Annotated in this window: 11 protein-coding genes; 6 read left to right on the forward strand and 5 right to left on the reverse strand. The window is 64.4% G+C overall.

Annotated features, from left to right (window positions below):
* Nucleotides 1-2: 2 nt before the first annotated feature.
* The 4 genes from ACO055_RS15000 to ACO055_RS15015 are packed head-to-tail and all read right to left on the reverse strand — an operon-like array spanning nucleotide 3 to nucleotide 3,164.
* Nucleotides 3-911 (reverse strand): NAD(P)-dependent oxidoreductase, encoded by a 909-nt coding sequence (locus ACO055_RS15000; RefSeq protein ID WP_422059638.1) that lies wholly within the window; start codon nucleotides 909-911, stop codon nucleotides 3-5.
* Entirely contained in the window at nucleotides 908-1,225 is a 318-nt protein-coding gene (locus ACO055_RS15005; RefSeq protein ID WP_422059639.1) for a 2Fe-2S iron-sulfur cluster-binding protein, read from the reverse strand. Before ACO055_RS15005 ends, ACO055_RS15000 begins: the two co-directional genes overlap by 4 nt.
* A complete protein-coding gene (locus ACO055_RS15010) occupies nucleotides 1,225-2,466 on the reverse strand; it encodes a cytochrome P450 (protein ID WP_422059640.1) in 1,242 nt (413 codons plus the stop codon). The genes ACO055_RS15005 and ACO055_RS15010 overlap by 1 nt, the downstream gene beginning before the upstream one ends.
* Nucleotides 2,466-3,164, reverse strand: a complete 699-nt coding sequence (locus tag ACO055_RS15015) for an enoyl-CoA hydratase/isomerase family protein (protein WP_422059641.1) — start codon at nucleotides 3,162-3,164, stop codon at nucleotides 2,466-2,468. The genes ACO055_RS15010 and ACO055_RS15015 overlap by 1 nt, the downstream gene beginning before the upstream one ends.
* A 236-nt stretch (nucleotides 3,165-3,400) precedes the next feature.
* Here ACO055_RS15015 and ACO055_RS15020 point away from each other — a divergent pair, with 236 nt between their 5' ends.
* Genes ACO055_RS15020 through ACO055_RS15040 form a run of 5 tightly spaced genes read left to right on the forward strand, consistent with a single transcriptional unit; the run spans nucleotide 3,401 to nucleotide 10,095 of the window.
* Nucleotides 3,401-4,861 carry a hypothetical protein gene (locus ACO055_RS15020; RefSeq protein ID WP_422059642.1) on the forward strand — a complete coding sequence of 487 codons (1,461 nt, stop codon included), beginning with the start codon at nucleotides 3,401-3,403 and terminating at the stop codon, nucleotides 4,859-4,861.
* A gap of 17 nt (nucleotides 4,862-4,878) precedes the next feature.
* Nucleotides 4,879-6,357, forward strand: a complete 1,479-nt coding sequence (locus tag ACO055_RS15025; RefSeq protein WP_422059643.1) for an acyl-CoA reductase — start codon at nucleotides 4,879-4,881, stop codon at nucleotides 6,355-6,357.
* A complete protein-coding gene (locus tag ACO055_RS15030) occupies nucleotides 6,354-7,364 on the forward strand; it encodes an SDR family NAD(P)-dependent oxidoreductase (RefSeq protein WP_422059644.1) in 1,011 nt (336 codons plus the stop codon). Before ACO055_RS15025 ends, ACO055_RS15030 begins: the two co-directional genes overlap by 4 nt.
* Complete coding sequence (locus ACO055_RS15035; protein ID WP_422059645.1) at nucleotides 7,361-8,905, forward strand: class I adenylate-forming enzyme family protein; 1,545 nt, start codon at nucleotides 7,361-7,363, stop codon at nucleotides 8,903-8,905. Before ACO055_RS15030 ends, ACO055_RS15035 begins: the two co-directional genes overlap by 4 nt.
* Nucleotides 8,906-8,916: 11 nt before the next feature.
* Nucleotides 8,917-10,095, forward strand: a complete 1,179-nt coding sequence (locus ACO055_RS15040; protein WP_422059646.1) for an aromatic ring-hydroxylating oxygenase subunit alpha — start codon at nucleotides 8,917-8,919, stop codon at nucleotides 10,093-10,095.
* A 20-nt stretch (nucleotides 10,096-10,115) separates the two neighbouring features.
* Here the strand turns inward: ACO055_RS15040 and ACO055_RS15045 are convergent, their stop codons facing one another.
* Nucleotides 10,116-12,287, reverse strand: coding sequence for a molybdopterin-containing oxidoreductase family protein (locus ACO055_RS15045; RefSeq protein ID WP_422059647.1), 2,172 nt, complete (start codon nucleotides 12,285-12,287; stop codon nucleotides 10,116-10,118).
* A 210-nt stretch (nucleotides 12,288-12,497) separates the two neighbouring features.
* On the opposite strand from ACO055_RS15045, the gene ACO055_RS15050 reads away from it, so the two are divergent.
* Entirely contained in the window at nucleotides 12,498-14,129 is a 1,632-nt protein-coding gene (locus ACO055_RS15050; protein ID WP_422059648.1) for a GMC family oxidoreductase, read from the forward strand.
* The last annotated feature ends 7 nt before the right edge of the window (nucleotides 14,130-14,136 follow it).

The raw sequence follows: 14,136 nt of genomic DNA on the forward strand, positions 1-14,136 counted from the left end.
TTTCACTTTCCAGTCAGGACCGGCGCGATATGCGCCGGGTCGGTCATTGTCGGGAGCATCGGCAGCAGCGCGGCCAGCGCACCGTCCACCACATTGCGCAGAAGCGGGCGACCGGTCGCTTCGGTTTCTTGGAGGAAGAGGTTGGCATCCTTGCGCATGATCGCGACCGCACCGCCCGGATAGACGCTCCCGGTCGACAAAAGCTTGCGGCCCGCCTCGACCGCGTCAAGATAGTAGCTCGCAGCCCAGCTCGCGCCGGTTCCGGTAGTCGTGAAGCGAAGCTGCGCACTTGCGGAGATCCCGCACGCCGCGGCCGTCTCGACCATATCATGGACGAGCGCGAGCTGCGCCAGCATTACCGCGTTGTTGAGCAGCTTTGCGCGCTGGCCATTGCCGACAGCGCCGACGCGAATGAGCGTGCTGGCGCCATCGGACAGCAGCGCAATGCAGCGCGCCACATCGGCCTCGGTGCCCGCGACGCCGATGGTGAGCGTCCCCGCCCGGCCACGCGTTGCGCCGCCGGATACCGGCGCGTCCACCAGGCCGATCTGCCGCTCGCCGAGCTCTTCGGCGAGATCGACGCAGTCGCTTGGACTGATCGTCGAATGAACGACGACGAGGGACCCCGGCGCAAGCGCGCCGGCGGCGCCCTCCGGCCCGAATAATATGTCGCGAATTTGCGCGGTATCCACCGGGCAAAGGCACAGGATGTCGCATTCGGCAGCTACCGCGGCCGGCGAATTCACGATCTGCAGCGCCAGTCCTTCGAGCGGTTCGAGCGACGCCGCGCGGCGCGCGTAGACGACAGGGCGCCAGCCGCGATCGGCGAGATTGGCGGCCATGGCGGCCCCCATATTGCCAAGGCCGATATAACCCAATCTCTCGCGCGTCGGGGCCGCGTCCTGCGTCATGCTATTGCGGGAACAACAAGGACGAGCCCATCCATCGCGTCGTCGAGAACGATTTGGCACGAAAGCCGGCTCGTCGCCCCGACCTCGTCGGCAAACTCCAGGATATCGCGTTCCTCGTCATTCGGTCCGCCCACCGCAGCGCTCCATTCCTCGGCAACATGGACATGGCAGGTCGCGCAGGCGCAAGCGCCGCTGCAGTCGGCATCGATCCCCGCAACACCGTTCGCGCGCGCGGCTTCCATGGCGGTGATGCCGCTGTCGGCCTCGACGCTGAGGCGTTCGCCATCGGGTTGGATGAAGATGATTTGCGGCATCAAATGTCTCCGTGGGTCGGGTGTGAACCCGCGGTGCTTGGTGTGGTTCGCGGCGCGAAATGGGCGGGCAGCGCGATGAGCGAGCGCGTTTCGTTTACCCAATAGTCAAGCTGCGCGTCGCTATCGATCCGGATGTCCGGAAGACGCGCGAAGAGAATCTGCAAACCTTCGGTGATCTCGAGACGCGCAAGGTGGCGGCCGAGGCACAAATGAGCGCCGCGCCCGAACGCCACATGATCGACCGGGCACCGATCGATCGCGACCTTGTCGGGGTCGGGATATTTGGCGGCGTCATGATTTGCTGCTGCCAGCATCATCATGATCTTCTCGCCTTTGCGCATCGCGAAGCCGCCTTCTTCGGTATCCGCGAGCAGCGTGCGCGCCGCACCCTGCGTCGGCGACGTGAACCGGACGAACTCCTCGACCGCATCTGGCCAAAGCGACGGGTCGGCGGCGAGGCGATCGACATCCTCGGGATGCGCCGCAAGGTGGCGCGCACCTTCGAGCAAGGCGGCGGTCGTCGTGTCGAGGCCGCCGAAAAGAATGATCGTCAAAGTCCGGTAGATGTCGTCGTCGCTGAGCGGCTCTCCCGCCACTTCGGCTTCGATCAGGTCGCCCAGCACGTCGTCGCCCTTCGGCGCGGCGCGGCGTTCGGCGATCAGTTCGAGCAGATAGTCGCGGATCTGGAGTTGCGCGGCGCGCGCCTTGTCCATGTCCGCGCGCCCCCGAAGCGAGACGGCGATCCATTCGCGCAGCTCGCGAACGCGTGTCCGCGGTACGCCGATCAGCGGGAGCACTGCGGCAAGCGGCGCCTCGAGGAACAGCTCGCTTGCGAGCTCGACGTGGCCGCGCGCCTCGAAGCCGTCGATCAGCCGGTGCATCTCGGCTGCAAAGGGCGCGCGCCACCGCTCGACCGCGGCGGCCGAGAAGCGCGGATTGAGTATCTTGCGGAACGCGGTCTGGCGCGGCGGGTCGAGGTGAATCGGGAACAAGGGGACATAGGCCCCTCGCGGGATTCCCGCGCCGTCGGTGCTCGAGAAGATCTTGTGGTTCATCGCCACATCGACAACCGCCGAATAGCTACCCGCTATCCAGAATCCGCCATATGCCGACGACCAGTTGATCGGACAGTCCGTTTGCATCCGGTGATAGAGCGGATAGGGGTCACGCATCACAGCGGCGGACCCATGATCGAAGCCGATATCGGGGCGTGCGTCGGGGTAGGGCTCGGCTGGGCCCATCAGGCTTTCCGTTTCGAAAATTGTTCGATTCTGGCGGCCATGTCGGGCGCGGTGCCGGCGTTGCGATGGAGTTCGTGGGACAGCCCGTCGGCAAGGCGCAGTCCGTCGGTCTCGATCGTCAATCTCTTGTTGGCGGCGTTGCTGAACCAGGAGTTGCGCAGGATTGATTGCGCGACCTCGTCGAGACCGGCCTCGAATTCCGCTTCGCCGAAAAGGCGATTGGCAAGATCCATCGAGAGCGCTTCGCTGCCCGTGATCGTCCGGCAGGTAAACATCATTTCGCGCGCCTTGGCGACCCCCACCCGGCGCGGCAGCCGTTGGCTGAGGCCCCATACCGGGGTCAGTCCCCAGCGGGCATGGGTGTCGGCGAACTTGGCCGTTTCGCAGGCGACGATCAGGTCGGCCGCCAGCGCGAGTTCGAGCGCGCCGGTATAGCAGTGGCCGCGTACTGCGGCGATCACGGGCTGCGCCAGATTGGCGAGCCGCTCGACGACCCGCCCCTGGAACCGCAAATGCCCGACGCTCTCGCCCTCGCCGATATCCTGCAGATCATGGCCCGCGGAGAAATTTTTGCCAGCGCCGCGGATGATCACACAGCCGATATGGTCGGCCTTCTCGATCTCGCTAACCTCGGCATCCAGCCTCTCGAAGATCGCCGTGTTCAAGCTGTTCAGCTTTTCAGGACGATTGATTGTCAAGATACACAATCCCTCCGATGTATCTTCTCGAAGCAATATTTGTTCCGGTGATCCGCTCATTTCCTGACCTTCCCTCGTCCGCGTCGGTCCTGATGGCCGACAATAGGCATTGACTTATACATATTTCGCTGTTTGTATCAATAGGACGTCGGGACAGATTGCGCGGCGGTCAGGGAGAGTGGAATGATGCACGAACGGATCGGCGGCGCCGGAGATGTCATGCAGGAATGTGTGCGATGAGCCTCGCCGAGCCCGCAGCGCAGCAAGGTTTCAGCACCGACGCCTTTGTCGCGGCCATGGTCGCTGATCCCGCGACCTATCCTGACCTGCCGATCGATGTCGCCTTCACCCTCACCAGGGCGCAGCGCGACGAGATCGCGCTCAAGGGCATCGCCAGCCGCTTTGCCGCAATGCGCCAGTCAATCGGCGTCCTCGAGCAGTTCGCGAAGGAACAGGGGATCGATGCGATCGATTCGATCGAGCGCGGCGTGTTTCTCCTCTTTCCGCACACGGCCTATAAAAGCTATCCGCTCTCAATGCTCGAGCAGGGGCGTTTCGATCGCCTCACCCGCTGGATGCAGGGCCTGACCCGCATCGATCTCTCGGGCTTCGATGCGACGGGAATCGCGCTTATCGACGACTGGATCGAGCGGCTCGAGGAGCAGACCGGCCTGCAGATCGTCCATACCTCGGGGACGACCGGGAAATTGTCCTTTCTGCCCCGCAGTGTGGCCGACGAGTTCCCGCGCCTCAAATTGCTCGCCCGCAATTATCGCGACTTCCGCGGCGCGAACAGCGGCCCCGACCTGCTCGCGACGCCCTATCCGGTCATCTACCCCTCGTTCCGCGGCGGCTCGAGCGCGCCGCTGCGTAGCGTTGCGACGATGGCCGAGCATGTCGCGCGTGACTGGAACGATGTGCTGACGCTCTATCCCGACCGGCTCAGCGCCGATGTCGCATCGCTCGGCGGCCGCCTCCGCGTCGCCGAAGAGCGCGGCGAGCTTGGCCGGCTTGCCATCTCGCCGGCCTTGCTGGCGCGCCGCGACGATTTCATGCGGCGCGACGCCGAGCGGCCCCAGCTGATGGACCGCTTCTTCGACGAAGCGCTGTCGCGCTTCGCGGGACGCGACGTGCTTGTCTTCGGCGTCCTCCCTTTCATCTACGATTGGGCCGACGCCGGGCTCGCGCGCGAGCTGCGCGGTGTCTTCGGCCCCAACAGCATCGTATCGACCGGGGGCGGGCGAAAGGGGCGCGACCTGCCCGACGACGCCTTCGCTCGCATCTCGGAATTCCTCGGTTTCGACACGATCTTCGACACCTATGGCATGAGCGAAATGACGAGCATTGCGCCGCTCTGCGAGGAAGGCCATTATCATATCCCGCCTTATGTCGTTCCCTATCTGCTCGATGGCGAGACCGGTGAGCCCCTCCCGCGAACCGGCACCCAGACCGGGCGCTTCGGCTTCATCGACCTGTTCCCGAGCGAGCATTGGGGCGGCTTCGTAAGCGGCGACAGGGTGACCGTCGCGGGCTGGGACGACGATGGCGGCTGCCGGTGCGGACGCACCGGTCCGTATATCGAATCAACGATTCAGCGGTTCAGCGAACTCAATGGCGGCGAGGACAAGGTCACCTGCGCGGGTGCACCCGCAGCGCAGGACAAGGCAATCGAATATCTCGCCCGCATCGGCGGCTGACGACAAGGACAGTGATCATGACCAATGCTATCGAGGTTCCGCTCGTCATCCGGGGCGAGATCTTCACTGGCCAGCTGCATTTCGCCGGACGCCGCGGCAACGAGGGCTTCGTCACGGCCGACGTGCGTGACCATCTGAGCGCGCTTCCGCTCGCGCAGCCGAGCCTGCTTGCCGATCTCTACGATCTGAAGTTCGACGACATCCTCGATTATTGCGAGCGGCTCGGCGAACGGCTTGCGCTCGACCGTAACGACAATCTCCGCCGCGCCTTCGCCTTGTCGAAACAGACGTCGGGGCTCTCCGATTCAATCCTCGAGGCGCAATATCGCTCGATCCCCTATTTCTTCGCGCGCGACGCGGTGCGCGAGACCGCCGAGCTTTCGGTGGGCATCGATTATCTCGAGGGATGGGTCCCCCAGCCCTCCGACCCCGCACTGCCGACCCGGACGAAGATCCGCGCGTTCGGCGCCCGCGCCGTGCACATCATTGCGGGCAACGCGCCGGCGATCGCGATCAACACGATTGTGCGCAACGCCTATACCCGGTCCGACGCCGTCATTAAGACGCCGTCGAACGACCCGCTGACCGCGACGGCGGTCGCAATGACCATGGTCGAAATGGACCCGACCCATCCGCTGAGCCGGCATTTGACGGTGGCCTATTGGAAGGGTGGCGACGAGGAAATCGAAGCCTATCTCTATGATCCGCGCCGCATCGAGAAGATCATCGCATGGGGGGGCTTTGCGAGTGTCAAGCATGTGACGCGCTATCTCCAGCCGGGCATCGACCTGATCACGCTCGATCCGAAGCAGAGCGGGACCATCATCGGTGCCGAGGCGTTCGACGACGAGGCGTCGCTCGACGATGTCGCGACGCGTCTCGCGCTCGACGTGGGGAGCCTCAACCAGGAAGCCTGCGTCAATGCCCGCGTCGTCTATGTCGCGAGCGGGACCGACGAGCAAGGGCTGCGCCGGGCCGGCGAGCTTGGCGAGCGCGCCTTCCGCGCGATGCAGGATCTGCCCGCGACAATCAGCACCCAGCACAAGGCGATCGATGCGTCGCTGCGCGAGGAAATCGATGGCCTGCGTTTCGCGAGCAACGAATATCAGCTGATCGGCGGGCGCGGCGATGAAGGCGCAGTGATCGTATCGCTGAGCGACGCACCAGTGGATTTCGCATCCTCGCTGATGGGGCGCGTCATGAACATCGTTCCCGTTGACGATGTTGAGACCGCGGTGCGCTCGACGACCTCCTATACCCAGACTGTCGGTGTCTATCCCGACAGTCTGAAGGAAGCGTTGAGGGACCGGCTGGCTTTCCATGGCGCGCAACGCGTCGTGTCTCTCGGCACAGCGGTCCCAATCGTCATGCGCTCGGGTCCGCACGACGGAATCGAGCCTGTCCGGCGCATGTGCAAATGGCTGACTGACGAAACAACCGACGCCGCGCCGTTGATCGAGCGGGCGCGCGCACATCTCGTGGAGCCGGCGCAATGAGTGAAAATATGAAGAACGAACAGGCAGGAAGCGACCGTATAACGTCGCGCTTCGGGCGCGAGTCGACCGCCGCCGAGGTGGCCGAGGGCTTGGACCTGGCCGGCAAGTCCGCCATCGTAACCGGCGGCTCGTCAGGCCTGGGACTCGAGACCGCGCGCATTCTCGCAGCGAAGGGCTCGGCAGTCCATCTGGGCGTGCGCGACCTGGCGGCGGGTGCCGCCGCGGCGCGCAAGATCAATGACGCGATCGGCGCCGAGCGCGTGACGTTCGGTCGCATCGATCTGTCCGATCTGGCCTCGGTGCGCGACTTCGCCAAACAATGGGGCGATGCCCCGCTGTCGCTGCTCATAAACAATGCCGGGGTCATGGCTTGCCCTTTGCAGCAGACCAAGGATGGTTTCGAATATCAGTTCGGCACCAATCATCTCGGCCATTTTCTGCTCGCGACCCTGCTCGTCCCGGCACTCAAGAAGGGCGCACCGTCGCGGCTCGTTTCGCTCGCATCTTCGGGGCATCAGGCAAGCGCGATCGATTTCGACGACATCCATTTCGCGCGCCGCGACTATCAGCCCTTCGTGGCCTACGGCCAGTCGAAAACCGCGAATGCCCTGTTCGCGGTCGAATTCGACCGTCGCTACAAGTCCGACGGTATCCGGGCCTTTTCGGTTATGCCGGGCGTGATCTTCACCAATCTTGGCCGCCACATGAGCGACGAAACCAAGGCGCAGATGGGCTATACATCCGAGGCGGCCGAAGCGGCGCCCGATTTCTTCAAGACGATCCCGCAGGGCGCCTCGACCACCATATGGGCCGCGACCGCGCCCGAGCTGGAAGGCGCCGGCGGCCTCTATCTCGAAAACTGTAGCCAGGCTCGCCCGCACGGTCCCGACACACCGCGCGGAACCGGAGTCATGAAGCATGCGCTCGATCCCGACGACGCGCGGCGGCTCTGGACCGAGTCGGAGACCATGGTTGCGGCAGCACTTGCCGGCGAGACTGTGCGATGAGCGCTGCCCTGCTCTACGACGGCCTCGACTATTGGGCGCGCCACGCACCCGACCGACTGGCGGTGATTCTCGATGGCGAGGAAAGCCTCACCTACGAGGAACTCGCGCGCTGGAGCGACGGCGTCGCCGACCTGTTGCAGCGCTCGGGGGTCGCCGCGGGCGACCGCGTCGTGATCACCGGCATCAACATGCTCGAATGGCCGCCAGCGCTCGCGGGAATCCTGAAGGCCGGCGCCGTTCCGGTGCCACTCAACGAACGGTTCGTGGCCGCCGAATTTTCCGATCTCATTGATCGAATCGCACCGGCGGCGATCATCGCCGACGCACCGCGCGCCGCGCTCCTCGCGGAGGCGGTGCCTGACGTACCGCGCATCGCGATGGAAGAATTGGCGCAGGTTCGCGGTGGTGCGCGGCCTGGCTGGTCGGCGGTGCGCGTCGATGCGCGCGCGCTGTCGCTGATCGTGTTTACGAGCGGCACGACGGGACGGCCGAAGGGGGTCACCTTCACGCACGAGCGCCAGATGGCGAAATTCGCAGAATTCCGGCTGATCGAGGCCACGATGGTCGCTGGCATGAACGTTCTGATGCCCTTCGCGATGCAGTCGGGCCCGGGGAGCCTTTGGGCCTTTCCGCTTACGACCATCTATGGTGGAACGATGCATTTTGTTCGCAAGTTCGATGCCCAGCGGCTCCTCGAGATCATCGTCCGGCACCGCGTCTCCTACGTCAACGGCATGCCGGTGCTCTATGAGCAGATCGCGCGCCTTCCCGAATTCGAGACCGTTGACCTATCCTTCCTGACCATGGCGCAGGTGGGCGGCGCGCGCGTGTCGAAAGAACTCACTGCGCGTTGGCGCGAACGCGGCGTCGCGTTGCGCCAGCTCTACGGCATGACCGAGGCCGGCGGCCTCGCGATCGTCGCCAGCGAGGCCGACGCGATCGCAAGCCCCGATGCCTGCGGCCGCGGCGGGATGTTCACTCGGGTCCGCATCGTCGACGAGGAAGGCCGAGACTGCCCACGCGGGGTGCAAGGCGATGTGCGCATCAGCGGGCCCGGCTTTACGGCAGGATACTGGATGGATCCCGAGGGTACCAAGCAATTGTTCGATACCGATGGCGCGATGATCACCGGCGATATCGGCATGATTGACGAAGAGGGGCATTTCTTCTTCATCGACCGGTCGAAGGACCTCATCATTTCGGGCGGCTTCAACATCGCCCCGAGCGAAATCGAGCATGTGATCACCGCAATCGATGGCGTGGCGGAGGTCGCCGTCTTTGCAGTTCCCGATGCGAAGTTCGGCGAAGCGCCGGCCGCCTGTATCCACAGCATCGATCCGCTCGACGCGGAAGCGATCCGCGAGCACTGCCGCCAGCGGCTCGCCGGCTTCAAACAGCCGCGGCACATCTTCTTTCACGACGGTCCCTTGCCGCGCATGGCAAGCAACAAGATCGCCAAGCGCGACCTTGCGGCCCGATATACCGCGATACTCGATACCCAGGCCGCCGCCGAACCGGTCGCGACGGCCGCCAGCGCTTAGGGAGAATGATCATGTCGACAGCTGCCATTGCCCGCGTCCAAGACGTCCCGACGCTCGAGAGCCTGAGCGCCGACCAGATCGCGACGATCAAGGCGATCCCGCCGCATGTGGACGACGAAATCAAGGCCATCTCGGACTCGCGTCCGCTGTCCTTCTTCCTCGGCGAAGACCAGTTCAAGCTAGAACAGGAGAAGGTGTTCCGCCGGCTCCCGGTCCCGATGGCGGTGTCGGCGCTGCTTCCGAACCCTGGCGATGTCCTCGCGGTCGACAGCTATGGCCCCGATGTCCTGCTGACCCGCGCGAAGGACGGCGTCGTTCGCGCCTTCCTGAACGCCTGCACCCACAAGGGCGCCTCGCTCGTCGAGGCGGGCGAACCGGCGCGCGCACCGCGCCTCATATGTCCCTATCACGCCTGGACGTTCAGCCTTGAGGGCAAATTGATCGGTGTTCCCCGGCAGGAAGGCTTTGCGGGCCTCTGCCGCGAGAAGCGGAACCTCGCCGAACTGCCTTGCCGTGAAATCGGCGGCATGATCTGGGTCGGACTGACTCGCGACAGCGAGCCCGATTTCTCCGATCTCGAAGGCCAGTTGATGGTCGATCTCGATGCACTGCGGATACCGCAAATGTATGCTTATGGCCGCCAGCGTTTCGAGCTGAAAGCGAACTGGAAGCTGGTCCTCGAGCCCTTCCTTGAGCCCTATCATGTGAAGCGGCTGCACGCCAATTCAGTGGCTCCGCTGTTCGCCGACGTCGCGGGAATGTCGCACCGGCTCGGACGCAATATCCGGCAGATCTCAGGCAAGGTGCAATTCTCTCCCGACAAGGTCGAGGGCGGCGAGAATATCCACAAGTCGATCACCCACGCCTATACCGCATTCCCCAATCTGGTCGTCGTCACCAGCCCTTATTATATCAGTATGATGATCCTCGCACCGCAGGCGATCGATCGCACGATCGTCGATTATGTGATGCTGACTCGCGGCGCGCCCGACAATCCCAAGGCCGAGGAACTGTTCGCCAAATCCTATGCGATGATCCTTGATGTCTTCGGAAACGAGGATTTCAAGGCCGCCGAAAAATGCCACCGCGGGCTCGAGCAGGGCGCGATGCCCGACGTCATCTATTGCGGGCTCGAAGACATGATCCCGCTCTATTATTCGATCCTCGACGAGGAAACCGGCGCCGCCTGAGCGGTACCGGTTGCCAAGCGCTAGGCAGGCGCGCGTTCGACGCGAACTGGCAGGCAGTCGATGAGTGACATGCCCGAAACGGTTTCGACCCATTCGGCACCCGCGCCAGCAAGGATATTGGCGTTAGCGCCGCCTGTCGCATTGGCGCGGTTCCAGCCCGCCCGATGGCCCCAGCCATGCGGATAGCTCGCCGTTCCGGCGACGATGTCGTTGCAAATCTCCGCCTCGAGGGTGAGCGAGCCGTTCGCATTGGATACAAGTACCGCGTCGCCATCTGCGATGTCGCGCTCGCGCGCGTCGTCAGGATGGATGAGAAGCGTCGGCGCGCCCGCGCGGACAAGCTTGTCCACATTATGCATCCATGAATTGATCGATCGGATATCGCGGCGGCCGATCAGGATGAGGGTCTCGGGATCGCTCGCCGCGCCGCCGGGCGCTGTGCTCGCGACCAGTCGCTCGAACTCGGCAGCAATAAGGGGATGCCAAAGCCTCAGCTTTCCGTCCTCATGCGCAATGCGTTGCTGCCAGAGCGCGTAGTCGTCTGGAATATTCTCGACCATCACGCCATGCGGATGGTCGCGCAGCCGCTCACGGGACCAGCCCTCGGGATTGTCGCCATAGCGGTCACCTGCCGGCCCCTGACGAATGGCGGCGTCGAACTGGCCGACCGGATCAGGCAGTTCGCCCCGCCGCGCGGCCGCCTGTTTCTCGGGCGAAGGCGAGGGCGCATCCAGCCCGAGACGCCGCGCGATCTCGCAATAGATCCAATAATCGTCGCGCACGTCGCCCACAGGTTCGATGACCGCCTCAGTATATTGGAGGAACGGCTGTAGCAGCTTGCCCATGCCGACGAAGGGCCAGTCGGCCCTTTCGAGAAAGGTCGGCGTCGGCAGGATGTGCGTCGCGAGCCGGTTCGACTCGTTCATATAGAAGTCGAACGACACGAACAGCTCGAGCTGGCTCAGCGCGCGTTCGAGCACTGCGCCGCCGGGGGCGCTCAGGACGGGGTTCCCGGCCGACATGAGGAGCGCGCGGACCTGCCCTTCGCCCGGTTCCTCGATGTCGGCGGGAAGCATCGCCGTAGCCAGCATGCCGGCGATGCTCGGGATATGCCCGATCCGCGTGCAGGGCTCGCCGTGCCCGCCGCCGAACGGTTTAACCGCGCCTGCTAGATTGAGGCCGAAGCGCGTCCCGCCGGGCTTGCCGTACCGCCCAGTTAGCGCATTGAACGCATTGTACAGGAACGCGCCGAGCGCGCCATGATGGCCGCGGCAAAGGCCAAGACCGGCATAGAGCGCCGCGCGTTCGCTTGTCGCAAAATCTCGGGCCAGCGCGGCGACGTCCTCGAATGCCAGCCCGGTACGCTCGGCCGCCGCCACCGCATCGATGCGCGCAACCGCGGCGAACAAATCGCTCCAGCCTTCGCTGTTCGCCGCCAGCCAGTTGGTTGCGGCCAACCCTTCGTCGATGATCACCCGCATCATCGCTAGGAGCAGCCAGGCATCGCTGTCAGGACGGACCATGACATGTTCAAAGGGCCGCGCCGTCTCAGTACGGCGCGGATCGACGACGACGACGCGCCCGCGCGCCGCAATCGCGTCGAGATCATGCCGGATCCGCGGGGCGCAGATCCCCCAGCCGTTAGAAACGAGCGGATTTGCGCCGATAATCAGTAGAAAGTCGCAGCGCGCCAGATCCGGAATATTGAACGGGTAGGGCGCGCCATGCACCACGAAATTGCCCAGCATCCGCGCATTGGTGTCCTGTGATGCAGCGCCGTAGAATTTGCGGCAATTGATGGCGCCGAGAAACTCGCCAAAGCCGATGATGGCATTGGTCGAGAAAGCCGTCGGATTCCCGAGATAGCTCGCGACGGCCTCCGATCCATGCTCCGAGATGATCGTGCGCAGCTTGTCGCCGATCTCGTCGAGCGCCTGCTCCCATTCAATCTCGACAAACTCGCCCGCGCTCCCGCTACGCTTGAGCGGTTTTGTAACACGATCGGGATCGTGGGTGACGGCATGCATATTCACGCCCTTCACGCACACATGACCCTTGGAATGCGGGTTATCGCGGTCAGGACGCAGTCCGATCACACGGCCATCGGCCACCTCCGCGACGAGGCCGCAGAAAGCCTCGCATATACGGCAAAAGGTTACATGCTCGCCATTCTGGCCAGTTTTGACTCGCATATCGCGGATTCCTCTCCCATTTTGGGGTTAGCAAGTCATGATATTGCGCATATGCGATACAAAATCAATCCAATGTCACATTTTGGTTGATTGGTGCCCGTTCCTTTGGCATAGGGCGCGCATAACAAGAGACGCGGCCTTGGCCGTGCCGGTGGGCAGAGAAATGGGAAAGTGGTGTCAACACAGCGTCCCGTACCAAAGCGTTCGCGGATGACCGCCGCGGCGCCCCACTATGTCATCGTCGGCGCGGGCGCCGCGGGCTGCGTTCTGGCCGAGCGTTTGACCGCTGACGGCACGACGCGCGTGACATTGCTCGAGGCAGGTGGCGAAGCCCGGCATCCCTTTTTTCAGATTCCCAAGGCGGTCGGCAAGCTCGCGATGCGGCCGGCCAGCTTGTGGGCGCACCGCACTAAGGCTGAGGCAAGCACCGGCGACAAGGTCGAGAGCTGGCGGCGCGGCAAGGCGCTCGGCGGATCCACGGCGATCAACGGCCTCGTCTATGTCCGCGGCCAGCCCAGCGATTTCGACAGCTTCGCCGAACTGGGCGGCTCCGACTGGGGCTGGGACCATATCGGCCCCGCCTATGAGGCGATCGAGCGGCATGAAATGGGGGCAGGCGACGGGCGCGGCACCAAGGGGCCCCTGCGCATTTCGCTGCCCGGTTCCGATGTGCGCATGCGGTGGCACGAGCGCATTCTCGAAACCGGCCGCGCCTTCGGTCTTTCCGAGAAAGACGATATCAATGCGCCCGACGATATGCCGGCGGTCGGCTACTGCCCGCGCACCATCGCAAAAGGGCGGCGCCAGAGCGCCGCAACCGCCTTTCTCCGGCCTGCGCGCCGCCGACCCAATCTCACCGTCATCACCGGGGCGACGGTCGATCGCATCCTGTTCGACGGGATCCGCGCGACCGGCGTCGCCTTTGTCCACCGCGGGCAGCGGCGCGAACTGGCTGCGCGCGCCGAAATCATTATTGCCGGCGGAGCCCTGTCGTCGCCCGGGATCCTCGAGCGCTCTGGAATCGGCGATCCCGAACGGCTTGCGCACCTTGGAATCGATCTTGTTGCCGCCAATCTGCAAGTCGGCGAAAATCTCCTCGAGCATCGCGCCTTGCTGATGCAGTGGCGAATGGCCAGCGAAGCCGACAGCTATAATCGCAGCCACCGTGGCCTCGGGCTCATCGCGAGCGGCATTCGCTACATGTTCGGCGGACGCGGTCCGCTCGGGTCGGCGACGTTCGACATGGGCGCATGGCTCAAGAGCCGCCCCGAACTCAATCGCCCCGACGTCCAGTTCCTGATCGCGCCGCACAGCATGGACCGGACCGCCGGTAAGCCGACTACCGAAAGCTTTCCCGGCATGTCGATGGTCGTCTACCCGCTTCGCCCGAACTCGGCAGGCAGCGTCCATATCGACTCGCGCGATCCCGCGGCCCTTCCCGTGATCGCGCCCAATCATCGCTCGAGCGAGAGCGATCGCCGCGAGATGATCGCCGCTGTGCGCGCGGCCCGGCGCTTTGTCGCGATGGCACCGCTCGCAGCGCATGTCGCGGAGGAAACTTTGCCCGGCACGGCCTTTGAGACCGACAACGAGATTCTCGCGGCTTATGATCGCTTCGCGACCTGCGGCTACCATGCCGTCGGCAGTTGCCGGATGGGCAAGGACGACCGCTCGGTTGTCGACCCCAAATTGCGCGTGCGCGGCGTCGAGGGCCTGCGCGTGGTCGACACGTCGGTCATGCCCGTGGTGCCGTCCGGAAACACACAGGGTCCGACCATGGCCTTCGCCTGGCGGGCCGCCGAAGTCATCGCATCAAGCAAGCAGGAACGAAGCGGCCGGTGAGCCGCAA

It is taken from the genome of Sphingopyxis sp. (assembly GCF_965227415.1).
Taxonomy (GTDB): domain Bacteria; phylum Pseudomonadota; class Alphaproteobacteria; order Sphingomonadales; family Sphingomonadaceae; genus Sphingopyxis.